The organism is Nocardia sp. CNY236, from assembly GCF_000482385.1.
GTDB lineage: Bacteria > Actinomycetota > Actinomycetes > Mycobacteriales > Mycobacteriaceae > Nocardia.
Genome location: NZ_AXVD01000001.1, coordinates 65,115 through 88,769, shown reverse-complemented (window position 1 = coordinate 88,769; position 23,655 = coordinate 65,115). Strand labels below are relative to the sequence as shown.

Genomic DNA, 23,655 nt, shown 5'->3' with positions numbered 1-23,655 from the left:
CGAATGACGACCACGCTGCGCAGGGCATTGGTGGCGACCGCCGTTGCGGCAGGTATCGGGTTCACGTCGGGCTGCGGATTCACGGTGGAATCGCTGCCGCTGCCGAAACCGGGGGTCGCGGGCGACACCTACACGGTGCGCGCGGTGTTCGACAACGCGCTGAATCTACCCGACCAGGCGAAGGTGAAGATCGGTGGTTCGGATGTCGGGGTGGTCACCGACATCACGACCAAGAACTTCCAGGCGATCGTCGACTTGACCATCAGCGAGGACATCGAGTTGCCCGAGGGCAGCACGGCAGAACTTCGTCAAGCGACTCCGCTCGGCGACGTCTTCGTGGCAGTATCGAAGCCCAAGACGCGTTCGGGTGCAAACATGCTGCGCGACGGTGACACGCTCACCCTCGAACACACTTCTGCGGGCGCGACGGTCGAGCAATTGTTGGTGTCGGTCTCCATGTTGTTCAATGGCGGTGGTATCGCCAGCCTGTCACAACTGGCGGCGGAGCTGGATTCGATCGTCGGTGGACGCGGGCCGCAGTTGGCTCACCTGATCACCGAGATGACCGGCGTGATCGGCAGCTTGAATGCCAATACCGCCCGAGTGGACAGTGTGCTCGTCGAGTTCGACAGTCTGGCCAGTACCATCGAGTCTCGCCGCGCCGAGCTCGGGGCAGTGGCCGATACATTGCCACAGATGATCGGCGCCATCGCAGAGAACAATCGGGCCATTGGCGATCTGTTGGCACGATTGTCCACCGCCAGCGCCGCATTGGGCGATTACGCCGATACCTCCACCGGGCAGTTGAGCGCGTTGCTGGACAATACGCATGGGCTGATGAACGCGCTGGCCGCGACCGGTGACGATCTCGGCGTGCTGCTCGACCGGCTGCACGAAATCCGACCGAAGGTCGACGCGACTTTCCGCGGCAGTAGTTTCGCGGTCTTCTTGACCGCGACGAACCTCGATATCAGCGCGCTATCCGATCCGGAGCACGGCAAACTGCAGGATCTGGATGATCTCCGGGACTTCACCGGCAGTTTGCTCCAAGTACTGCAGTTGATAGACGAGCGGGTGACAGGAGGGTCGCGATGACCTTTATCGCCCGGCTACTGCGGCGCAAAGTACTGCTGTCCAACCTCGGGCTGGTGGTGCTGTTGCTGGTGGGTGGCGCCTATCTGGCGGTGTCGGTCATGCGAATCAACCCGCTGCGTTCCACCTACACCGTCACGGTGAATCTGGATCGGTCCGGCGGGCTGCAACCCGGCAACGACGTGACCTTGCGCGGGTCACGGGTCGGCAGGGTCACCTCGATCGAGTTGACCGATCGAGGTCGGTCCATTGCTGCGACCGCACAGATCGATACCAAGTTCGAGATCCCGGCGGACACCCGGATTGCGGTGCAAGCATTGTCCGGTGTCGGTGAGCAGTACTTGGACTTTCGGCCGAATGTCGACCAAGGACCCTTTCTAGGTGCCGGCGCAGTGATCGATTTCGATCCTGAGCAGATTCGAACACCGACTCCGGTCTGGTCGGTTCTGGACAATTCCAGTGCGCTGCTCGCTCAGATAGATCCGGATCACTTCGCGGTGATCCTGAACGAGTTGGACGTCGCGCTCAGCGCGGGACCGGATCAGTTGCGTGCACTGGTCAACGGAATCAGCACGGCCATGGCCGGCCTGGATTCCCTGCTGCCGCAGACCACGAACCTGATCACGAACTTGCAGACGATCGCGGCTACCACGTCCCAGGCACAACCGGACCTGGCGTCGCTGACTCGCAACTCTGGCATACTCTTCGAGCAATTCCAGAACGCGAATGCGGAGCTGCGCCGTCTGCTCGAGCAGGCGCCCTGGCAGCTCACCGCCCTCGGCGCGGTGCTGGACGAGACAGCCGATCCGGTCACCGCCTTGGCAGCCAACTTCCAAGCGATCACCCGAGCGGCACAACTGCGGCAGTCCGCGCTGAGCGCGTTGTTCCCGTCGATCGCCCTCGGCGCGGAAGCCCTCGGCATTCCGGCACACGATGGCGAGTTCCACGCGATGATCGACATCTGGCCGCGGCCATTCTGTACCTACAACACTCCGGCAGTGCGTCCCGAGATCGTGCAGGACGGCACGATTCCAATGTGGAACTACTGTGAGAACCCGCAGCCGGGTCAGTTGATTCGCGGTGCCGCGAACGCGCCGCGCCCCGATGTGCCGGACAACGGTGCGCACAGGCCTCCCGGCGTGGATCCGAACGAGCGCACGCTGCCGCCGGTGCGATGAGTCCGGTGCGCGATGGGGCGGTTGTTCTTGCTGGTCGGACCAGTTCGTGGGCAAAACGTGTAGGGTTCGCTGTCGTGGACTGGTATGCCGATCGGCGTGCGCCGAGGCGCGCCGGGAAAGTGCAGGTTTGAACCGATGTCAACCGATGACGCCGAGACACCGGCCGACGATACGAACTCTGCGCCCGAGGCGCCGCAGGGTGGCACGAGTGCGGCGAAGGTCGAGTTGACCAAGGAAACCGATTCGGCGGCCGAGGAGGTTACTCCGATGTCCACCCGGCCGAGGCGGTCTGGGGTACTCGTCGGGATCTCGGCGATCGTGGCTGGCGTACTCTGCGTCGCGGCGATCAACGCGGCGGTGATCTTCTTCCTGCAAAGCAAGGACCGCAACGAAAAACTCGACGCCATGCGCGAAGCGACCGACGCCGCATGTAAATTTGCGACGGAAATCGCGTCTTACGACTACTCCAGTAATCTCGAGGATTGGTTCGCTTCGATCAGAACCCACGCGACCGGCGAGTTCCTCGAAGGGTGGGACTCGTCAGCCGAGTACTATCCGGACCTTCTCGTGGAAGGCAAAGCGAAGGCGTGGGCCGACAACATCGATTGCGGCTACCAGTCCGGTGACAAGACCTCGGCGAAAGTGCTGGTTTCGGTCAAGCAGCATGTGGTCAATTTCAGCGTGACCACTCCGGTACCGGTTCAATTCCCGGCGATCGCCGAGATGCGGAAATCGGGCAATGAGTGGCTGGTGGAAAAGTTCGGCGTGGTGTGGTGGAGCAATCCCGACGGTGTTCTGCCCGGTGGCCCAGCGTTGGGCGGTGGAGCGCAACTCGGGTCGCCGGAGCAGCCTGCCGAGCCGGGCGAACCCGGATCGCCGGAGCAGCCTGCCGAGCCGGGTCAGCCTGGGCCATAGCAGGCCCAGCGATGGGCTCGAACTCGGACACGGGCACCGCGAAGCCGAGCCCACCGTGGAGCCGATCGGAGTTCACCCGTCGGATCAGAACAACGTCAATATCTGTGTCGATGGAGCCGAGACCGGCCCAACTGTGATCGGTTCGGTGGTCTCGGCCGATCTTTCGGTGGCACGGCGGTTCTGCGCAGCTCGTGGCCCTTCATTCTGGGGCGGGCTCGGCGCGTGCACGTGTTGCGTCTCAGGGACGGTGGCTCGTCGTGCTGCCTCCCCGGCCAGCAGGTCGGCCTGTTCGTTGAAATAGTTGCCGACGTGTCCACGGACCCAGCGGAACCGGACCGGACCCGGTCGGCTCACGATGGCCTGATCGATCTGTCGGACGAGTTCTACGTTCTTCACCGGTCCACCGGTGGATGTCCGCCAGCCATTGAGCCGCCATCCCGAAACCCACTCGGAGGCACATTTGATCGCGTAGAGCGAGTCGCTTTCGATGAGCAGGGGTTCGGACCCGGGGTGGGCCACAATCGCTTCCAGCACCGCGCGCAATTCCGCGATCTGGTTGGTTCCGGAGGTGGCTGCGCCACTGGCCGAAGGCCCTCGATGATCGACCCATGCCCAGCCGATCGCACCGCCGGGATTGCGTAGGCAGGATCCGTCGGTACTCACGATGATCATGGGCGGCACCCTACGCAATCCGGCCGACAAGATCGGTACCGTAGAATTCTTCTATCTCCCTTCGTAGCTGGGCTTCTGTTCGCCGCAGCATGGCTGTGACCAGGGCATCGAGTAGGCCACTACTCAGCCGCCCCACGAAACCGCGCGGTGGTCGGTAGCCCACTTCGAAGCTCAGCACCGACCGCCCTCGACCGAGTGGGCCGAATCGTAGCGTCAGCGTTGCGGACAATCGCCCGCGCATCGTATACCCGATCACAGCATTACGCTGGTATTCGGTGATTTCGCAGAGTGAACTCGAACGTAGAATCCCGACACGAGTGTGGGCGGCGAAAACCGCTCCGCGGCCGCGGTCCACGCTGCCGGTCGGTACGAAATCTACCACGCCGAACATCCAATTCGGGACGAATAGCGGGTTGTCCGCATAGTTGAACGCGGCCTCGACGGGCGCTGCGACGTCGCTCGCGTACTTGATGTGGCCCATAGGCGCTCCCTGTCCACGACTGGCACCAAAAGTACTACAGCAGTCCTCTTTATTCGAGAGCTGTCCGCGATTGTTCTGAGGTACTGCTGGATTCCGACCAGATGGTTGCTTGGGAGTTACTCGTTTTCGAGCTCAGAGTTGGTCCACGACGTGCTCGGCGATCGGCATGGCCGCAGTGGCGGCTGGTGAGGGGGCATTCAGCACGTGGAGCGACCGTTCGGTGCGTTCGATCATGAAGTCGTGCGCCAGGGTTCCGTCTCGTCGCACCACGTGGGCGCGAATACCCGCCTCGCGCGGCAGCAGGTCTGCGATTGTCGGTTCCGGACAGTAGCGCTGGCATTGTGCCACGTACCCGCGTTTGAACAGTGAGTTACATAGTTCTCGCGCCCCGGTACGCATATGCGCCGCGACCATCCGGTGAAAACCGATGAATCCGAGGGTTTCTCGCACGTCGGTGGCGTCGAAGCCGCCTTTGCGGTAGATCTCCCTGGCCAACCCGAGTACCGCATTGGGACCCACGGTCGTCGAGCCATCCGGCCGTAGTCGATGATGCCGGTGCTGGGAACGAACAATCCGCCGACCCCGGTGATGTGCGGTTCGCGGTGTCCGGTCTGATGTCCGGCCAGCCGGGGCTCCTTTTCCAGCAGTACCAGACTCGAACCAGGATGGCGCGTCAGGATCCGATGCGCGGTTGCGACGCCAACGATGCCGCGGCCGATGACACAGAAGTCGTAGGCGCTCACCTGTGCAGGGTAGAGGCTCCCGTGCAGGTAGAAGTGTCGGGGACGCCGTAGCGGAATGCGTCCCGTCTCCGACGAACTGTCGGGTCAGCGGTCGTTCGTCGGAGACGCAAGGGCCGCTGCCCCGGAAAGTGCCAGTCGCACTGCCCCATCGTGGCTGTCGAAGTCGGTACGCACCGTGGTCACGGATGCTGCGTCGTGACCTTTCGGGGTGAGTGGCGAGTGCCGGTTGCCGGTGAGCGCGGCGAGTGCGTTCGTCGTCACGCTGATCGAGACGGTATCTGTGCCGGCCCCGGTGAGCTGCGCCTGCACGGCGGCCGGACCGAGGCGCAGTGTGCGAGACAGGGTTGTCCGTGGGTTCGACGCGTAGAAGGAAGCGGCGTGTGAGGCGGTGGATTCTGCGCTGGTGCTGCGCTGTATCGGTACTCCCGCAGTGGCGTCGGTGTGGCGGTGCGCAGTGGCGTCGGTGTGCCGGTGCACAGTGGCGTCGGTGTGCCGGTGCACAGTGGTATCGCGGAGTGTCGAATGGCCGTCCCCGTAGTCATGACTCGATGCCCAAGGCACCACCGGTGTCGCCGGCACGCTCGGCTGCATGGTCTGGTGCTGTGTGTTCGCGATCTGGTGGACGATGAAATCGCCGGCAGCGACCGTCAAGCCCAGGCTGGCGGCGCCAGCGACGACAACGGCGATGTGCCGCGCGATCTGAGCATGGCGGCGTGCTGTCACGATCCGACCCTCTCGTAGACCCTCTGCTTCTCCGACCCTCTGCTTCTGCAACCTTCTGCTTCTCGGGCTCCCTGCGTCTGCGACTGTTGGCCTGACGCTTCCGCAGCGTTGGAAGCAGAAACTCCGACCAGGCTACCGGGATCGTCGAGCGGGTGTACCGGAGCGGAATGCCGGTCCAGAGGTGTGCCATCGAGCCGAGGAGTTTCCGTGGATATCTCCGTGGGTAGTCGTATGATCGACCTCGGTCGGGCGCTTCGACGAGTCAGGCGAACTGCCCCGCCGAGCGTCCCGTGCCAGAGGGACCCGCGAAGGCCTGGGCGATGGTCAGCCATCGCGCGGCGTCGTCACCGCGCGTTTCGACGGCGAGGTCGTCTCGATGACGGCGCTGAGTCACCAACAGGCAGAAGTCGAGCGCCGGCCCGGTGACCCGCTGTGGAGCGTCTTCGGGCCCCCAGAACCAGGCTGTGCCGTCCGGCGCGGTCAGCTCGATCCGGAACTCGGTCTCAGGCGGCGTCGTGCCTTGCACCATGTAGGCGAAGTTCCTGGTACGCACGCCGAGATGGGCCACAGTGCGTAGCCGCGCCGTGGGAGTTCTCCGCACACCGAGTGCGTCGGCTACGTCCTGTCCGTGTGCCCAGGTTTCCATGACGCGCGCAGTGATCATCGACGCCGCGCTCATCGGCGGTCCGAACCAGGGCAATTTCACCCCGGCGGGCACCGCACGCAATGCGGCAGCGAAGGACGAGCGGCCACGCTGCCATCGCTCGAGCAGATCGGCCGGTGGTTCGGCCGCGGCGCTCTCGGCCGAGTCGTCGACCAAGGTGAGCACGCGGGGTCCGGCCTCGGCCACGAACTGGACGAAGCCGTCGGCATCGGTTGCCGCCATGGTCGCAACTTCGTCGGTCCAGGCCAGATGACCGATCTGGTGGGCGATGGTCCAGCCGGGCGCCGGGGTGGCTCGGGCCCATTCCTCGGGCGCCAACGAGGCGACGAGTTCTTCCAGATCCGTGCATTCACCAGCGAAATCGCTGAGCAGTGCGTCAACGTCGGCCATATATTTCCTTGCTGATCCGGTGCACACCGCCTCGTGTGCTGATGGCGTTCAGCATCGCAGTGCCCGCAGAACAAAGCAAGCATGCTTGTTTCGTCGGTTACCAGCCGAAGACGAGCAAGTGAGCTGCACCGACAACGAGCCCCAGGCCTGCTCCGTGCAAATACAGCAGCCATGCGTCCTGCTCGACGGAGGCGTAGAACATCTCCATGAATTCCCCCGGGGTCAGCCGTCGTAGCTTGTCGGTCGCGAATCTGTCGATGGTCATGGCCTGTTCGAGCGCGAACTGTGTGTCGTCGACCAGACTCGGCGCCAATCCGACCGCGGCGCCGGCGGCGCCTACCGTGAGATTGTCGAACTGGCGGCGTCCCAGTGCCGCGCGCACCAGCCCGGTGGTCGGCCCGAGTTGGCGGGTGATCTCCTCGGCGATCAGCCGCTCCAGCAAGTGCCGGGTCTTGTCCCCGTTGGGACCGTCGAGCAGCTCCGTGGACACGTTGGTCGAGGTCAGCACCTGATAGGCCAGGATATGTGCGAGGTCCGTCGCGGCTTGCGGTTGGCGTTTCGCCAGCAGGGCTTGTTTCCAGAGGTACTTGTACCGCGGCTGTGGGTCGCCCGGTTCGAAAACCATTTTCACAGCGATGACGTTCACCGCCACCCCGATCGACGCCGAGGCCAGCAGGACGATCACCCAGCCCGGCAACCAACCGAAGACGGGAACACTCTGGTGAATATGCAGATAGAGGGCCAGCAGTACGCCGAACGGTGCGCCGAGTAGTCCGATGCGCACCATGAACCGCAGTTCGGGTGCGGCAATGGTGGTGGTCAGGTCCTTCAGGATGGTCGGATTCTCGCGTAGGTAGCGGATCACGAAGCTCTTGATATCGATCAAATGGTCGACATTGGTGCCGAGCGAGGCGAACGCTCGACGCGACAATGCCGGCAGCTCGCGCTCGATTCGTTCATAGACCAACTCTTTGGCGGCCCGGGGAACGCCGCGCCAGAGATCGGGATTCTCCTGGTACATCAGTTCATCGACCAGGGTTCGCACCTGATCGTGCGCGCGGGCGGCGATCTGGTCGGCGACACCGTCCAAGTCCAGTTCGTGAATGAAGTCCTTCGGGCTGCCGATGCGCATCAATGCCTTGTCGACGCAGATACTGGCCATCTTCTCCGCCCGCGCCGGGATGAAACCCTGGAATCCGAGGCGGTAGCCGTCATCGGAGAAGGTCGGCAATACCTGCACCCGGCGCGGGAGGAACGGATACAGCACCGAAAGCCCGGGAATCCGGATGCCGCGAAACCGAACGGGCCAAAACAGCATCAGTACGCCGGTCCAGTTGGTCAGCCATCCCGCCAGCGCGCTGAACAGCGGAAACGTGATCAGATCGACGATGATCTTCGGCTGCCCGGTGAGCGCTTCCCAGTCGATGAACACGCCAGCGCCGAGCGACGACATCGATGGAACCCCCTCGGCCGAGTGGCGATATCACCCTCGCGGATACCACGGCTCTCACGCTCTCATTGCCTTGGGCGGGTGTCAATGCGGTGCTCGGATCGTCACGCGGAGCCTGGCACGCTGCTCTGGTTGCGCTGCACGACCCGCAACGTCTGGCAAGCGCGACGCTCATCGAGCCGAACGGCGTGATCACCATCCGCCAACACGATCAACTCTCAACGCCGGCGCCGGCGACGGCGTGATTCTGCCTGCGCGCAGCGGCTGCGGTGCGGTCTGTGATTCGATGAGCCGCAGTGCGCGCAGCCGCCCCAGGAGTCCTCGCGCGGTGCGTGTGATCATGGGGAAACGCATCATGCCGTAGTGATCGGAATCCACCACGTCCTGGGTCCATCCGGCAGCCGTGTACGGGTCCCAGACCGTGTGGTGCATCGACCAGCCCGGCTGCACGATGCTCTTGGCCAGCACGACATGCAGCGGGGCCCGGATGCGGCTCGGTAACCATGCGCGAAACAGCTCGGTCTGCCGGGTGATGATCGAGAAGTGCTGGTCGAAAGCGTGCAGGTCGGTAGACGGCCGCTGCCGACCGCATACCCGCGCCACGAGTGCGCGGGCACTCGGATCGTCTCGATCGAGGTCAGGGGGCAGCTCGTGGACGAGGGAGGTGACCTGGGTGGCGAGCTCTTCGCCGTACGCCGCGCGAACAGCCATCGGGACCAGGTCCTCGCGCACGCTCAGTGGATTGCTCGTGTCCAGACCACAGTCCCACATCTCCACGAAGGAGATCTCGACGCCACGTGCTTCCAACTCCTGCGCCACCGCGAGTGCGGCGAGTCCACCCAGTGACCACCCGAACAAGGCCATCGTCGGTACCGGGAGCCGATCGAGGAGTTCGTCGCTGTAGCGCCGGGCCAGTTCGGCCACGTCGGAGGGCTCGGCTCCGGTACGCGCATCGCCGGGGGAACGGATGCCCCACACCCGACTGCGCCCATCCAGCAGCCGAAGCAAGGATTCGTATGCGGTCAAGTTTCCGCCCAGCGGATGGATCACCACGAGTGGTACGCCGGCCGTCTGCTCGGTCAGTGGCACCACAAGCGCGCCGCGGTCGTGGTCGTGCCGTCCGCGGGCGGCTTCCAATGCTGTCGACATCGCGCTCAACGTGGGGGCGCCGATGATGGTCTGCAACGAAAGTTCGATCTCGAACTCGCTGTCGATGGCGCGCACCAACCAGGTCGCCATCAAGGAATTTCCGCCGAGCGCGAAGAAATCGTCGCCGGCGTCGACCTGGGTCCGTCGCAGTACTCGACACCACAACTGCGCCAGTCGACGTCGGACGTCGCTCGCGGGCAGGTTCGACGGGGCAGCATCGGTGGACGAGGCCGCCAGCGCCGTGGTCAGTGCCCGGTAGTCCAGCTTTCCGTTGGGAGTCCACGGGACAGCGTCCAGCACCCGCAGTGTTGCCGGGACCATATAGGCCGGTAGCTGCTCGGCAGCGAACGCGCGCACGCCCTCGACCGAGGTATCCGGATCGGTGATCACCAGCCCTGCGGCCAAGGTCGGTAGCGGTCGCCGGACCACGACGGCCGCCGCATCGACGACTCCGGGGGCGCGGCGCAGCACCGATGCGACTTCGGACAGGTCGATTCGATAGCCGCGAAGTTTGACCTGGCTGTCGGCGCGCCCCCAGAACTCGATGGATCCGTTGGCCCGCCAGCGTCCGATGTCGCCGGTCGCATATCGCCGCTGCCCATTGGGGCCGGCGACGAACCGCTCGGCCGTGCGAACCGATCGACCGAGATAGCCGAGGGCGAGTTGAGGACCCGACAGATACAGCTCGCCGGGAAATCCGATCGGAACCGGGCGCAGGCGGGCGTCCAGGATCTCGACGGTCACGCCGGCAAGCGGACGCCCGATGACCGGATGCGCCTCGTCGATCGAACAACCGGTTGCGTTCACGGTGAATTCGGTCGGTCCGTAGGCGTTGTAGCAGTCGATGTGCCCGCGGCGCAAACACTCCCACAGATCGGGTGGTATCAGCTCCCCCCCGACGATCAAGCAGCGCAGTGGTGTCCTGCCGTGTTCCGATACCCCTGCCTGCACCAGCGCGGCCGCGAACGTCGGCGTGCAGTCGGCGATCTCGATGTCGTGCTCGACGAGGAAGTCGAGAAACGCTATCGGATCGATTCGTACGAGTTCCGGCACTGGGTGGATGGTGTGCCCGGTACGCAGCAACTGCATGTTCTGCAACGATGCGTCGAAGAACATCGGGGCGGTCACCGCGACCTTCGTGGGATCCGGTAGGCGGTGAAAGATCCATTCATCCATCGCTCGGCCGAAGGCAGCGAGGTTCTCGTGGGTCACCGCGACAGGCTTGGGATCCCCACTGGTTCCGGAGGTGAACATGACATAGGCGATGGCTTGCGCGGGGACCTCGATCGGTGTTTCGGGCTGCACGTCCTCACCGTGGACCCACAGCCGCGACAGATCCATGAAGGCGGTCGGGCCGACCGTGTCGTCCGGGATGACCACCGTCCGGATACCGGCGGCGCGGACCATGCTGCGCAATCGGTTCGCGGGTAGGTCCGGGTCGAGCGGGACGGCGACTGCGCCTGCCGACCACACTCCGAACAGCGTGACGATCTGTGCAGTCGATTGCGGCAGGCATACACCGACGCGGCTGCCCGGCTGCACACCGGCCCGCCGCAGTCGGGTGGCGAGGACGTCCGATGCGGTGACCAGTTCGGCATAGGTGAGTTGCTCGTCCGCCACGACGGCGGGCCGATTCGGATGTCGTCGCGCTCGGACCCGCACGGCGTCGACCAGTGAAACCGCCGGCGGTTGCCCCGCGACCGGCGGTTGCATCGCGGTGGATTCGGTATCCCGTACCGGACGCAGCGCGAGTTCGGTCACGGGACGGTCGAGGTGGTCGTGGAGTGCGGTCAGTACTACGCCGAGGGCCGTGGCGAGCGAGTCCGCAGTCTCCCGGTCGAAGAGTTCGGTGGAGAATTCCAGATAGCTCGCCCGGTCCGGTCCACGCGCGAGCGAGAAGGTCAGATCGGTGTGAGCGGTTCCCGGATCGACCGATTCGACCCGAGCGCCGGGCAGGTCCAGCGGTGGGTCGTCGTGCAACTCGATCGCGACGGACACCTCGGGGAGCGCATCGCCCTCGTCGTCGCGAACCGCGGTCACCATGTCGTCGTATGCCACACCCGCATGAGCGATCGCGCCGACTACCCGGTCGCGGGCGAGTCCGATCAGATCGCGCCCGGGTCGTGCCGGATCGATGGTGAGCCGCAGTGGCAGCGTCTTGGCGAACAGCCCGATCGCATCCCCGGCGCCCGCCGCGGCCCGTAGGTCGACGCTGGTCGCGATCAGGACGTCCGGATCGCCGCCGAACCGCCACAATACGATCGACACGCTGGTCACGAGGACGTCGAACACCGAAGAATCGCTGCGGCGCGCGGTTGCCCGGACCCGTTCGTACCAGCCGGGATGCAGCGGTAGGCGCGTTCGACCACCCGTGTGCCGCAGGTGTTGCGGACGTGGCCGATCGGTGGGCGCGGCGGTCCGAGGCCCGACACCGGCCAGGGTCTGCCGCCAGTAGGCCAGGTCGCGTTCACGGTCTTCGGCAGTGGTGGCGAGGCTCAGCGCTTGCTGGGCTGTCAGAGCATCCGGAACAGAAGCGCAGTCCGCCGTAGGATCGCGATACAGCGCGCTCAGTTCGCGCACGAACACGGCGAACGATCCGCGGTCGCACACCAGAGGATGGAACGCGACGGCCAGCACATGGTCGTGCTCGGCGCGGCGGACCAGCGCCGCACGCACCAGGGGTCCGTCGTCGAGGTCGAATCCATGCCGCGCCAGGTCGCCGACCACCCGCCGGGTCGACTCCTCGAGCTGGGCGGAATCTGCCGCCAGCAGATCGATCTTCGCGATCGGAAATCTGCCGTCGGCGGGGAGAACAGCCAGCCGAGGCGCCTCGACGGCGCCGACCACCACTTCGCGTAGGCCGATGTGTCGGGCATGGATTCGATCGAGTGCGCGGCACAACCGGTCCGGCTCCAGCGGGCCGCTGATGGTCCATGCCCCGGTCATGCTGTGGACCGGGACGTCGTCGGTGGACCGGAAGCCGACCCACGCCCACCGATGTAGATCCGACAGTGGTGAGTTCTCGTCACCGAACTGTGCCCGCGGCTCGGATGCCCACCCGGCCCGAACGTGTCCAATTACCACGTGTTGGTCCCTTCACATGTCGGCGCCGCCACTGGTTGCGTCGTTCCACGTGGTTGGAGCGAATGCGACCGATTTCCAGTGGCAAGCGAACCGGCGCTCCGCTCGGCAGAACGGGCGCTGAAATTGTCGGCGGTCGACCGAGACGATCCGTGCTCCGATACTCGGCGCATTGCGCTGCCGGAATCACGGGAATTCAGTGTCTGCTGGATTCGGTTCGACGATGTCGACAGGCGATTCTGCTGTTTCCGAGTGGAGGCGTCGTCGAGTGTATTGGTTCTCTGCATATTCGACAACTGCACGGGTGCTACCGACTTTCTTATGGCCCGTTCGCTTCACTGTCTGGCGAAGAACGATTTCACGGTGTCCCCATGTAGATCGCACGGTCGAGCCGTTTCTGCATACCCGGATCTGTCGGTTGCATCACGGAACACAGCTGGTGAGCCTCGGTGCCGCGATCGAAATGTAACTCCTGGCCGGGTAGGCGATCCTTTTATTGCCATTTCTGTGGTCGCGGCAGGAACGAATCGAAGAACTTCTTGATTTTCTTCCATTCCCTGCCGGTGGAATTGCTGAACGGCACGAGCTCGGTATCGGAGCTGTCACTGTCGCATATCGCGGTCGAGAAGAAATACACGCCTGTCACATATTTTCGTCGGTGCACTGTTTCGAAATCCCGAACACCATGCATGCGAAACCGGAGGTGAGTCGGTGAGCAATGGCAGTAACGAGTCGAACTCGGCTGGTACACGATTCGCCGCATTATTTCGCATCTATTGGAAACAGTTGACCTCGGCGCCGTTGTGCGGACGATATGCCAGGTGTCGGTTCGGTGCGCGGTGCGCACCCGGTCGACCCGACCGGCACGCGATATCGCTCTCGGCGAACGACTCGACGGTACGGAACAAACACCTGTGCACCTGGGTTGAGTTGGAAACGCTCAACTTTGGAAGGGTCGAACACGTGACTACACCACAGAACCTGCCGGTGCTGTTCCTGACCGATCCGATCGTGCTGCCGGGCATGGTCGTGCCCATCGAACTGGACGAATCGGCGCAGGCGGCGATCGACGCGGCTCGCGTCGCGGAGACCGACGCCGTGCTGCTCGCCCCCCGATTGCCCGAGGGCTACGCCACCTACGGGGTGATCGCCACGATCGAACAGGTCGGGCGGATGCGTGGCGGCGCGCCGGCAGCGGTCCTCAGAGCCGAACGCCGCGCCAAGATCGGCCACGGAGTCACCGGGCCGGGGGCTGCGTTGTGGGTAGAGGCGCAACCGGTCGAGACGCCCACCGCCGATGGCCGTACCAAGGAATTGGCTGCCGAATACAAGAAGCTGGTCGTCTCGGTCCTCCAGCGCCGGGAAGCCTGGCAGATCATCGACGCGGTCGATCAACTCACCGACCCGTCGGCGATCGCCGACACCGCGGGCTATGCGCCATACCTCACCGTCGAGCAGAAGCGCGAACTGCTCGAAACCCCCGAGGCGGCTCGGCGACTGACCACCTTGATCGAGTGGACCAAAGAGCACATCGCCGAAGCCGAGATCACCGAAAAGATCAGCGAAGACGTACGCGAGGGCATGGAGAAGAGCCAGCGGGAGTTCCTGCTGCGCCAGCAACTCAACGCGATCCGCAAAGAACTCGGCGAGGACGAGCCCGACGGAGCCGACGACTACCGCGCCCGCGTCGAGCGGGCCGAGCTTCCCGCCAGTGTGCGTGAAGCCGCGGTGCGTGAGGTCGGCCGACTCGAGCGGGCCAGTGACCAGAGCCCGGAATCCGGGTGGATCCGGACGTGGTTGGATACCGTGCTCGAGCTGCCCTGGGCGGTGAGGACCACCGACAGCACCGACGTTGCGGCTGCTCGAGCGGTGCTCGACGCCGACCACCACGGCCTGGACGAGGTCAAAGACCGAATGGTCGAGTACCTGGCCGTGCGGGCGCGTCGCGCCGCCCGTGGGCTCGAGGTGGTCGGCGGTCGCGGCTCCGGTGCGGTACTCGTGCTGGTCGGTCCGCCCGGAGTGGGCAAGACGTCGCTGGGTGAGTCCGTTGCACGCGCATTGGGGCGCACGTTCGTTCGTGTCGCACTGGGTGGCGTGCGCGACGAGGCCGAGATCCGTGGCCATCGGCGCACCTACGTCGGGGCGATGCCCGGGCGTATCGTGCGAGCGGTCAAGGAAGCAGGGTCGATGAACCCGGTGGTGCTGTTGGACGAGATCGACAAGGTCGGTTCGGACTTCCGCGGCGACCCGGCTGCGGCGCTGCTCGAAGTGCTGGATCCGGCGCAGAACCACACCTTCCGCGATCACTATCTGGATCTGGACCTGGATCTGTCCGACGTGTTGTTCATCGCCACAGCGAACGTCATGGAAACCATTCCCGGGCCGTTGCTGGACCGAATGGAGCTCATCACGGTCGACGGCTACACCGAAGACGACAAAGTCGCCATCGCCCGGGACTTCTTGGTGCCCAGGCAGTTGGAGCGCAATGCACTGACCGTCGAAGAGGTGGCCGTTACCGAAGAAGCGTTGCGTGAGATCGCGGCGAACTACACCCGCGAGGCAGGGGTCCGCCAGATGGAGCGGTTGATCGCCAAGGCGCTGCGCAAAGCGGCGACTCGGCTGTCGCAAGCTGCGGTCTCGCCGAGTTCGACAGGCAAGAACCCCGCCGCGGGTGACGACTCGCCGACCGAGGACGGTCCACGAACTGTGACGATCGGCCTCGAGGATCTGCGGGACTACCTGGGTCGTCCCCGGTTCGTCCCGGATTCGGTGGAACGCACCGCTGTCGCGGGTGTGGCGACGGGCCTCGCCGTGACCGGCGCGGGCGGAGACGTGCTCTACATCGAGGCCAACGCCGCCGACGGTGAGCGCACCCTGACTCTCACCGGTCAGCTCGGTGACGTGATGAAGGAATCGGCGCAAATAGCCTTGACCTATGTCCGGTCACATCTGGCGGAGATCGGCGTCGAGCCGGCGGTGCTGGACCGCAACATTCATATCCACTTTCCCGCTGGCGCCGTCCCCAAGGATGGGCCGTCCGCGGGCGTCACAATGGTCACCGCGTTGGTGTCGCTGGCACTCGATCGCCAGGTGCGTTCGGATGTCGGAATGACCGGTGAGGTCACGCTGAACGGTCGAGTACTGCCGATCGGCGGCGTAAAGCAGAAACTGCTCGCCGCCCAGCGGGCCGGGCTGAAGACGGTGTTCATTCCGGTGCGCAACGAGGCGGACCTGGACGATGTGCCCGCCGACGTCCTTGCCGCGCTGGATGTTCGGCCGGTTTCCGATGTAGCCGACATCTTGTCCTACGCGATCGAAGCGGTCGCCGAACCGCCTGCCGACCGCCCAGCGTTCGTGGCGTCGGCATGACCGTGACTGCCTGAAATGAGCCGGGTGGGCGGCGCGTTGCGGTAAGAACCACATATGGCCAGATGGCTGTTGCACGTCGATCTCGACCAGTTCCAGGCGGCGGTGGAGTTCCGCCGCCGTCCGGAACTTCGGGGCCTTCCGGTCATCGTCGGTGGCCACGGTGATCCGGACGAACCCCGCAAGGTAGTCACGTGTGCGTCCTATCCGGCGCGCGCGTTCGGGGTGCGGGCGGGGATGCCGTTGCGCACTGCTCGCAGCAAATGTCCAGAAGGAGTATTTCTGCCCCTGGACCAGGAGGCATACGCCGACGCCTCCGACGAGGTGATGACGCTGCTGCGGACGTTTCCCGGCCGTGTCGAAGTATGGGGCTGGGACGAGGCATTCCTCGCTGTCGACACCGACGACCCGGAACGTATCGCCCAGGATGTGCGTGGTGCTGTCGCCGGATTGGCACTGGGCTGCTCCATCGGAATCGGCGACAACAAACTCACCGCCAAACTGGCCACTGGGTTCGCCAAGCCGACCGGCAAATCTTCGGCCGTGCCGGAGGCGGCCCTAGGCGCCGCCTCCGGCATCTTCCGACTCACCGCCGCCGACTGGACCGAGGTGATGGCGCCGCGCCCGACCGACGCACTGTGGGGTATCGGAGGCCGGATCGCCGCTCGCCTCGCGGCTCTCGGCATTCGGACCGTCGGTGACCTGATGGCAGCCGACCCCCGTCGACTCGCTGCCGAGTTCGGGCCGAACACCGGTCCCTACCTGCGGGTGCTCGGCCATGGCAAGGGCGATACCGACGTCACCGTGGACCCACGGCCACCCGTGGGTCGCAGCAAGTCCGAGACCTTTCCCCGCGACCTGACCGATCCCAGCGACATTCGCGCCCAGGTCGCACGACTGGCCGCCGATGTTGCCACCGAGGTGGCCGCCGAGGGCCGGATCGCCGGTCGGGTTTCGGTGACTGTGCGCACCTCCTCCTTCGCCACTCACAGCAAACAGGAGAAACTACCCGAGCCGACCATCGATGTGAGCCGGATCGTGCAGATCGCGCTGCGAATCATCGACCGGTTCGAGCTGAATCGGCCGGTGCGCCTTGTCGGTGTCCGGCTGGAATTCGTGCGACGGTGATGCCCGCACACCGCGGACGCTCGTATGCTCGATGCCATGCAATTCTGGGCGATGGTGGCACACGAATCGGATAGCGGGATCGTCCTGACCCGGCAGCAGGTCGACGAGAAGTCTCTCGGACCAGGCGACGTGACGATCAAAGTGCACTACTCCAGTGCGAACTACAAGGACTACCTGGCGACCACCAAGGGGGGCGGCGTGGTGCACGCCTACCCGATCGTCCCGGGCATCGATCTGAGTGGCGAGGTAGTCGAATCGTCCGACGCGAGTTTCGCCCCGGGCGACCTGGTCGTCGCGCACGGGTACGAGATCGGCCTCACGCACAGCGGCGGATTCGCCGAGTACGCCCGACTGCCGGCCGACTGGGTGGTCAAGCTGGTGGGTCTGAGCCCACGGGAGGCGGCTGTGCTGGGAACCGCGGGCTTCACCGCGGCGATGAGCGTGCAGGCCCTGCTCGACCACGGCGTGTCTCCGGACGCGGGCCCGGTGCTGGTCACCGGGGCAACCGGCGGCGTCGGTAGCGTGAGCGTCGACATTCTCGCCGGGCTCGGCTTCGAGGTCATCGCCTCCACTGGAAAAACGGACTCGAACGACCTGCTGCACAAGCTCGGTGCCCACGACGTGATCGGCCGGTTGCCGGAAGACCCGGGCCTGCAGGCACGGCCGCTGAATACCGCGCGTTGGGCTGCGGCGGTCGACAGTGTCGGCGGATCGTCGCTAGCCTACGTTCTCAGCGCGATCCACTACGGTGGCACGGTCGCGGCCAGTGGCCTCACCGGCGGCACCCAGCTGCCCGCCACTGTCATGCCGTTCATCCTGCGTGGCGTCTCGTTGCTGGGGATGGAGTCGGTCAACCTCGGGATCGAGCGTCGCCGCGAGCTGTGGTCTGCGCTCGGTGCGCAGTTGCGCCCACGATATCTTTCGACTCTGGAGAACTACGCGCCGGTCACCCAGGCGTCGCAGGTATTGCGTTCGCTCAAGGGCGGAAGTCATTCGGGTCGAACCATCTTCGGTGTGGCGGGCGAATTCTGATCGTTGCGCTGTCGGGTCGACGGTGGGCGAGGTCGACGGTGGGCGGGGCGAGAAAGCGGTGGTGGGAAACCGCTGCCCTAGGCTGTCGAGGTGACCGAAAACCGGATGGCGGCGCTGCGTGCCCGGCTCGCGGGCGAGGTCGATACTTCTGACCGGCGCCGTGCGGAGTACTCCTCGGATGCGTCGAACTATCGGGTGCGCCCGACCGCGGTCGTCTTCCCGCGTACCGACGCCGATGTCGCGACCACGGTGGAATACGCCCGAGATCGGGGATTGTCGGTGACCGCGCGCGGAGCGGGAACCTCGGTGGCGGGCAACGCGATCGGCCCCGGACTGGTCCTCGACTTCAGTAGGCACATGAACCGGGTCGTGTCGATCGATCCGTCCGCCGGTACCGCCACGGTCCAGCCCGGGGTGGTGCTGTCGCAGTTGCAGCGCGCCGCACGCCCGTACGGGCTTCGCTTCGGGCCCGACCCCTCGACACAGAACCGCTGCACTCTCGGCGGCATGATCGGTAACAACGCATGCGGGCCACGGGCCGTCGCCTGGGGTCGTACGTCCGACACCGTCCGGGAAGCACGCATCGTGGACGGCATGGGCGTCGAACGCATCTTGGCCGACGACGTGTCGGTGATGCCCGGGCTCGCGAAATTCAGCAGGGACAATCTCGCGGTGCTGCGAACCGATCTGGGTCGATTCGACCGCCAGGCGTCCGGGTACAGCCTGGAGCACCTTCTGCCCGAACGCGGCGAATCGGCGGCCAAGGCTTTCGTCGGCAGCGAAGGCACCTGCGGGGTGCTGCTGGACGCCACGGTCGAGTTGGTCGCGCTACCGTCGGCGACGATTCTCGCGGTACTCGGCTACCCCGATATCGCCACTGCCGCCGAGGACATCGACGCGGTGATGGCCTGCACGCCGATCGCGGTCGAGGGTATCGATGCGCGCTTGGTCGACATGGTTCGCGGACACCGCGGCCTGGTGCCGGACCTGCCACCCGGGGGCGCGTGGCTGTTCGTGGAACTTGCAGGACCGACACCGGCCGCCGCGATGGCCGCCGCTCAGCGCCTGTGCCGGACTGCGGGGACCCGCCATACCCGGATCGTCGGCGATCGAGCTGCTGCCGCTGCGCTCTGGCAGATCCGCGCCGACGGCGCCGGGCTGGCCGGTCGCACCCCTGATGGTCGTCCGGCCTGGCCGGGGTGGGAGGACGCGGCTGTTCCGCCCGCTCGGCTCGGCGCCTATCTGCGCGAGTTCGCCGCTTTGACTCGCGATCACGGTGTGGATGGTTTGCTGTACGGGCACATCGGTGACGGATGTATCCACGTTCGCCTCGATCTGCCGCTCGGCGACGCGCCGCGCCGCTTTCGTACGTTTCTGTTCGACGCGGCCGAACTGGTTGTCCGGCACGGTGGTTCACTGTCCGGCGAGCACGGCGACGGTCGAGCCCGGTCGGAGTTGCTGTCGGTGATGTACTCCCCTGCGGTGCTCGATGTATTCGCCGGATTCAAAGCGTTGTTCGATCCCGACGACATCTTGAACCCAGGGGTGCTCGTCGCTGCGCGTCCGATCGATGCCGACCTGCGGCTGGTCGGATTGCCCCACGGTCCGCCGCCGGTCGGATTCGCGTTCCCGCACGACGACGGAGATCTGGTCGCGGCGGTACATCGCTGCGTCGGTGTGGGCAAATGTCGCGCCGATGGCGGATTCATGTGTCCGTCGTACCGGGCGACCATGGATGAGAAGGACAGCACCCGGGGTCGGGCGAGGGTCTTGCAGGAAGTGGTGCGCGGTGCGCTGCCCTGGTCCTCGCAGGCCGTCGCCGAGTCACTCGACCTCTGCTTGTCGTGCCGAGCCTGCCGATCGGACTGCCCCGCGGGTGTCGACCTGGCCGCCTACAAGTCGGAGACGCTCTACCGCCGCTACCGTCGTCGCCTTCGACCGATCGATCACTACTCGCTGGGCTGGCTACCGCGCTGGCTCACCGTCGCAACGCGGATGCCGCGGGTGGCCAACGCGATGACCGGACACACCGTCTTGCGTCGTCTCGGGTCACGCGCAGCGGGCATCGACCCGCGCCGTGAACTGCCACGTCTGGCCCGACGTCCGTTTCGCCGGATCTGGCGTGATCTGGACGAGGGGGCACTGTTGGCGGAGTCGGCCTACGTGCCCGAGGAACCGAATGCCCTGCATGGCCGCGAGGTCATGCTGTGGATCGACACCTTCACCGACGCGTTCGATCCAGAGGTCGCGCTGGCGGCGGCCCGGCTGTTGACCACCCTGGGCTATCACGTTCGAATTCCGGACAGTCGGGTTTGCTGTGGACTCACATGGATCACCACCGGCCAACTCGACGGTGCTCGCGCCCGGTTGCGGGCAACCCTGGCTGCATTGGAACACCATGTGAGCGCCGGCGGCATCGTGGTGGGTCTGGAACCGTCCTGCACCGCGGTATTGCGCGTCGACCTGGTGGAGCTGCTGCCGGAGGACCCCCGATCAGCGGCGACCGCCGCTGCTGTCCGTACGTTCGCCGAGTTCCTCGCCGAGCAGCCGACGTGGCGTCCACCGGTGCATACCGGGCAGTCGGTAGTAGTTCAGCCGCATTGCCACCAGTACGCGGTTCTGGGATTCGATCACGATCGCCGACTCCTGGCCGATATGGGGTTGCAGGTGACCGAGGTCGCTGGATGTTGCGGTTTGGCAGGAAACTTCGGAATGCAGGCCGGCCACTTCGAGATATCGCAAGCGGTGGCCGAGAATAGTTTGCTGCCCGCAGTGCGCGCTGCCGGCGCAGACGCTGCGGTCCTCGCCGACGGCTTCTCGTGTCGTACGCAGCTCGCTGCTCTGGCCGGGCGGCGTGGTCGGCATCTGGCACAGTTCCTCATCGGGCAGTGAGCCGCAGTGCCCGATCACCGCAGTGCCCGATCACCGCAGTGCGGCGACCGATGCGGGTAGGGCTCAACTGCCGAAGGGCAGGGTGCCCGGCGGAATACTGTAGCCGGAGCTGCCGGCGGATACGTTGCCCCAAGCATCGAGCAACCAGTTGAGCACGGTGGTGACCATCAGAAACCTCCGTTGTGGCGACTGCCCGTACTGCTTTCCGTTGTGGCCGAGATGGTAGTTGGTAGTCGACCGGAGCAGCGGGATGCGCCGCCGCGCGTCGCGGGGGCAGAATACTTCGGTGCGCACTGCGATGGTCGAGTCGGGAATGGAGAGAATCGTGACCGCGGACCGGCCGATCGATCTGGCCAGTACCCTGGCGCCGCTCGGCCGCGGCGCCGGCGACCCGTGTCACCGAGTCACCAGCGACGGCGCGCACTGGTATGCGTCTCGGTTGCCGAGCGGGCCGGTCACCTACCGCCTGGCCCAGTCCGATGCGCACACGGTACCGGCTCGTGCCTGGGGAGCAGGCGCGGCCGAGTTCCTCGACGGTCTCGAGCGGACGTTGTGCGTGGACGAGGACCTGTCGGACTTCATTCCACGCCACCCGAAGCTCGTCCATGCGCACCGGTGTTTCCCTGGGCTGCGGATGTTGCGTACCGGCAGGGTCTTCGAAGCCTTGGTTCCCGCGGTGCTGGAGCAGAAGGTCCATACCGTCTCGGCACGCGCGTCGTGGCGAAAGCTGGTGCGGCAGTTCGGGGAACCCGCGCCCGGCCCAGCGCCGGCCGGCATGCTGCTGCCGCCGACGGCTGATACCTGGCGGCGGATCCCCTCGTGGAGCTATCACCGTGCGAATGTCGGTCCACAGCGGGCGCAGACCATTGTCCGCGCAGCTGGGGTCGTCGAGTCCCTCGAACGGACGGTGCACGTCGATCCGTCCGAGGCTGCCCTCGCGCTGCAGTCCATCCCCGGGATCGGGGTGTGGACCGCCGCCGAGATCGCGCAGCGAGCCTTCGGTGACGCGGACGCATTGTCGGTGGGTGACTATCACCTCGCTGCCACGGTGGGATGGACCCTGCTCGGCCGGCCCATCGACGACGACGCGATGATCGACTACCTGGAACCGTTGCGCCCCCACCGTTATCGGGCCATTCGCCTGCTCGAAATCAGCGGTCAATTCCACAAACCGAAATTCGGACCCCGCACCCCGCGCACCGACCACAGTTGGCACTGAGCCGCCGGCGGCGCAGTTGGCACGAGCGGTCGCAATCCCTCGGACGGTGAGGCCGCGCGCCGGTACGATCGGGCGCATGCCCACGGGCCATCGGATGGCGCAGTCCGCAGAATCCGATCTGGCCGAGAACGAAGGAGTCGATGCGTGAGTATTCAAGGCGACGCCGAGGTAGATCTGGCCGAAGCCACCTGGCGCAGGGCCGGAGATGGCGAGGGCGCCGAGGGGGTGGAATTGGCTCTGCTCGCCGGCGGGCATGTGGGTCTGCGCAACGGAAAGGACCCCGACGGCCCGGTGCTGGTCTTCACGCCGGGCGAATGGGCCGCCTTCACCGCCGGTGTACACGACGGCGAATTCGACCGTCCGCGGCAGTAGCTCCGCGCCGTCGAGGTGCGCACGATTGCCCCCGACGATCACGAATCGGCACAGATTCGACAACGAAACCAGGTTTGTCCGAGCAGATTTCGGGGTAACCAGATATCTGTGGACCGAGGGCTCAAGGGCTCCCATCCCCGGTACAAGAAATTGCGGCCGGGTGATTGGGTGGAGTGGCTGATCATCGCGCTGCTGTTCGCGGTGTCGGCGGTCGGTGTCTATATTCTCACCAGCTCGGCCTTGTCGGCATTGCTCGTGGGCCTGCTGGTGTGGCTCGTCGCCCTCGGTGTGGTGGCCATGCTGTAACACCGCGCCAGTCGACCGAACCGGTCGTCTGGCGCGATGCCGCGCACACCGCTTCAGCGGCGAAACAGCTTGTTGCCCAACCAGACCAGTGGATCGTACTTCCGGTCGACCACGCGCTCTTTCATCGGAATCAATGCATTGTCGGTGATCTTGATGTGTTCCGGGCAGACCTCGGTGCAGCATTTGGTGATGTTGCACAATCCGAGACCGTGCTCGTCCTGCGCGAGGTCACGGCGGTCGGCCACATCCAAAGGATGCATCTCCAACTCGGCAATACGCATCAAGAAGCGCGGTCCGGCGAACGATTGCTTGTTCTCCTCGTGGTCACGCACCACATGACACGTGTTCTGGCACAGGAAACATTCGATGCATTTGCGGAACTCCTGTGAGCGCTCCACGTCGACCTGCTTCATCCGGTAGTCGCCTGGTTTCAGATCGTCGTGCGGTGTGAACGATGGTATTTGCCTGGCTTTTTCGTAGTTGCACGATACGTCGGTCACCAAGTCTTTGATCACCGGGAAGGCACGCATCGGAGTCACGGTCACCACCTCGTCCTCGGTGAAGGTCGACATCCGTGTCATACACAGCAGCCGCGGCCGACCGTTGACCTCGGCGGAACAGGACCCGCACTTACCTGCCTTGCAATTCCAACGGACAGCGAGGTCGGGTGCCTGCGTGGCTTGCAACCGGTGAATGATGTCGAGCACCACCTCGCCTTCGTTCACCAGGACGGTGAAGTCGTGCAGTGCTCCGCTGTCGAGATCACCGCGCCATACGCGGAATGTGGCGTCGTAACCCATGC

Annotated in this window: 19 protein-coding genes and 1 pseudogene; 10 read left to right on the top strand and 10 right to left on the bottom strand. The window is 65.3% G+C overall.

Annotation, left to right across the window (positions count from 1 at the left end; all coding sequences use genetic code 11):
* The first annotated feature begins 3 nt into the window (after positions 1-3).
* The 3 genes from K940_RS0100400 to K940_RS0100390 all read left to right on the top strand — a co-directional run bounded on the left by K940_RS0100400 (position 4) and on the right by K940_RS0100390 (position 3,185).
* A complete protein-coding gene (locus K940_RS0100400; protein ID WP_028475889.1) occupies positions 4-1,095 on the top strand; it encodes an MCE family protein in 1,092 nt (363 codons plus the stop codon).
* Positions 1,092-2,270 carry an MlaD family protein gene (locus K940_RS0100395; protein WP_036527027.1) on the top strand — a complete coding sequence of 393 codons (1,179 nt, stop codon included), beginning with the start codon at positions 1,092-1,094 and terminating at the stop codon, positions 2,268-2,270. The genes K940_RS0100400 and K940_RS0100395 overlap by 4 nt, the downstream gene beginning before the upstream one ends.
* A gap of 135 nt (positions 2,271-2,405) precedes the next feature.
* A complete protein-coding gene (locus K940_RS0100390; RefSeq protein ID WP_028475887.1) occupies positions 2,406-3,185 on the top strand; it encodes a collagen-like protein in 780 nt (259 codons plus the stop codon).
* Positions 3,186-3,269: 84 nt separating this feature from the next.
* Here the strand turns inward: K940_RS0100390 and K940_RS26420 are convergent, their stop codons facing one another.
* From K940_RS26420 to K940_RS0100350, 8 genes and pseudogenes are all read right to left on the bottom strand, one after another.
* The gene (locus tag K940_RS26420; protein WP_036527025.1) at positions 3,270-3,857 is read right to left on the bottom strand and encodes a ribonuclease H; all 588 of its coding nucleotides are present in this window, start codon (positions 3,855-3,857) and stop codon (positions 3,270-3,272) included.
* Between the two features lie 10 nt (positions 3,858-3,867).
* Complete coding sequence (locus K940_RS0100380) at positions 3,868-4,338, bottom strand: SRPBCC family protein (protein WP_028475886.1); 471 nt, start codon at positions 4,336-4,338, stop codon at positions 3,868-3,870.
* Positions 4,339-4,470: 132 nt separating this feature from the next.
* Positions 4,471-4,857 carry an FAD-dependent oxidoreductase gene (locus K940_RS33395; RefSeq protein ID WP_028475885.1) on the bottom strand — a complete coding sequence of 129 codons (387 nt, stop codon included), beginning with the start codon at positions 4,855-4,857 and terminating at the stop codon, positions 4,471-4,473.
* Positions 4,858-4,988: 131 nt separating this feature from the next.
* Positions 4,989-5,081: pseudogene (locus tag K940_RS33390) on the bottom strand (hypothetical protein); the annotation flags it as partial.
* Between the two features lie 84 nt (positions 5,082-5,165).
* Positions 5,166-5,804 (bottom strand): hypothetical protein, encoded by a 639-nt coding sequence (locus K940_RS32135; protein WP_028475883.1) that lies wholly within the window; start codon positions 5,802-5,804, stop codon positions 5,166-5,168.
* Positions 5,805-6,066: 262 nt separating this feature from the next.
* Positions 6,067-6,858: a TIGR03084 family metal-binding protein gene (locus K940_RS0100360; protein WP_028475882.1), complete on the bottom strand. Its 792-nt coding sequence runs from the start codon at positions 6,856-6,858 to the stop codon at positions 6,067-6,069.
* A 97-nt stretch (positions 6,859-6,955) separates the two neighbouring features.
* Positions 6,956-8,311, bottom strand: a complete 1,356-nt coding sequence (locus K940_RS0100355; RefSeq protein ID WP_028475881.1) for a hypothetical protein — start codon at positions 8,309-8,311, stop codon at positions 6,956-6,958.
* Positions 8,312-8,500: 189 nt separating this feature from the next.
* Complete coding sequence (locus K940_RS0100350) at positions 8,501-12,541, bottom strand: non-ribosomal peptide synthetase (RefSeq protein WP_028475880.1); 4,041 nt, start codon at positions 12,539-12,541, stop codon at positions 8,501-8,503.
* A 1,020-nt stretch (positions 12,542-13,561) separates the two neighbouring features.
* On the opposite strand from K940_RS0100350, the gene lon reads away from it, so the two are divergent.
* The 4 genes from lon to K940_RS0100315 all read left to right on the top strand — a co-directional run bounded on the left by lon (position 13,562) and on the right by K940_RS0100315 (position 20,956).
* The gene (gene lon, locus K940_RS0100330) at positions 13,562-15,907 is read left to right on the top strand and encodes an endopeptidase La (RefSeq protein WP_051406783.1); all 2,346 of its coding nucleotides are present in this window, start codon (positions 13,562-13,564) and stop codon (positions 15,905-15,907) included.
* Positions 15,908-15,961: 54 nt separating this feature from the next.
* Positions 15,962-17,032 (top strand): DNA polymerase IV, encoded by a 1,071-nt coding sequence (locus K940_RS0100325; protein WP_028475876.1) that lies wholly within the window; start codon positions 15,962-15,964, stop codon positions 17,030-17,032.
* 36 nt (positions 17,033-17,068) lie between these two features.
* Positions 17,069-18,064 (top strand): acryloyl-CoA reductase, encoded by a 996-nt coding sequence (locus K940_RS0100320; RefSeq protein WP_028475875.1) that lies wholly within the window; start codon positions 17,069-17,071, stop codon positions 18,062-18,064.
* A 105-nt stretch (positions 18,065-18,169) separates the two neighbouring features.
* Entirely contained in the window at positions 18,170-20,956 is a 2,787-nt protein-coding gene (locus K940_RS0100315; protein WP_036527128.1) for an FAD-binding and (Fe-S)-binding domain-containing protein, read from the top strand.
* Between the two features lie 63 nt (positions 20,957-21,019).
* Here K940_RS0100315 and K940_RS26410 read toward each other — a convergent pair whose 3' ends face one another.
* Positions 21,020-21,250 (bottom strand): hypothetical protein, encoded by a 231-nt coding sequence (locus K940_RS26410; RefSeq protein ID WP_036527020.1) that lies wholly within the window; start codon positions 21,248-21,250, stop codon positions 21,020-21,022.
* A 4-nt stretch (positions 21,251-21,254) separates the two neighbouring features.
* On the opposite strand from K940_RS26410, the gene K940_RS0100305 reads away from it, so the two are divergent.
* From K940_RS0100305 to K940_RS0100290, 3 genes are all read left to right on the top strand, one after another.
* A complete protein-coding gene (locus K940_RS0100305; protein ID WP_036527019.1) occupies positions 21,255-22,175 on the top strand; it encodes a DNA-3-methyladenine glycosylase in 921 nt (306 codons plus the stop codon).
* 144 nt (positions 22,176-22,319) lie between these two features.
* On the top strand, positions 22,320-22,547 hold the full coding sequence (locus K940_RS0100295) for a DUF397 domain-containing protein (RefSeq protein WP_028475872.1): 228 nt from the start codon (positions 22,320-22,322) through the stop codon (positions 22,545-22,547).
* A 108-nt stretch (positions 22,548-22,655) separates the two neighbouring features.
* On the top strand, positions 22,656-22,853 hold the full coding sequence (locus tag K940_RS0100290; protein ID WP_028475871.1) for a hypothetical protein: 198 nt from the start codon (positions 22,656-22,658) through the stop codon (positions 22,851-22,853).
* Positions 22,854-22,906: 53 nt separating this feature from the next.
* Here the strand turns inward: K940_RS0100290 and K940_RS0100285 are convergent, their stop codons facing one another.
* Positions 22,907-23,653: a succinate dehydrogenase/fumarate reductase iron-sulfur subunit gene (locus K940_RS0100285; RefSeq protein ID WP_028475870.1), complete on the bottom strand. Its 747-nt coding sequence runs from the start codon at positions 23,651-23,653 to the stop codon at positions 22,907-22,909.
* Between the last annotated feature and the right edge of the window lie 2 nt (positions 23,654-23,655).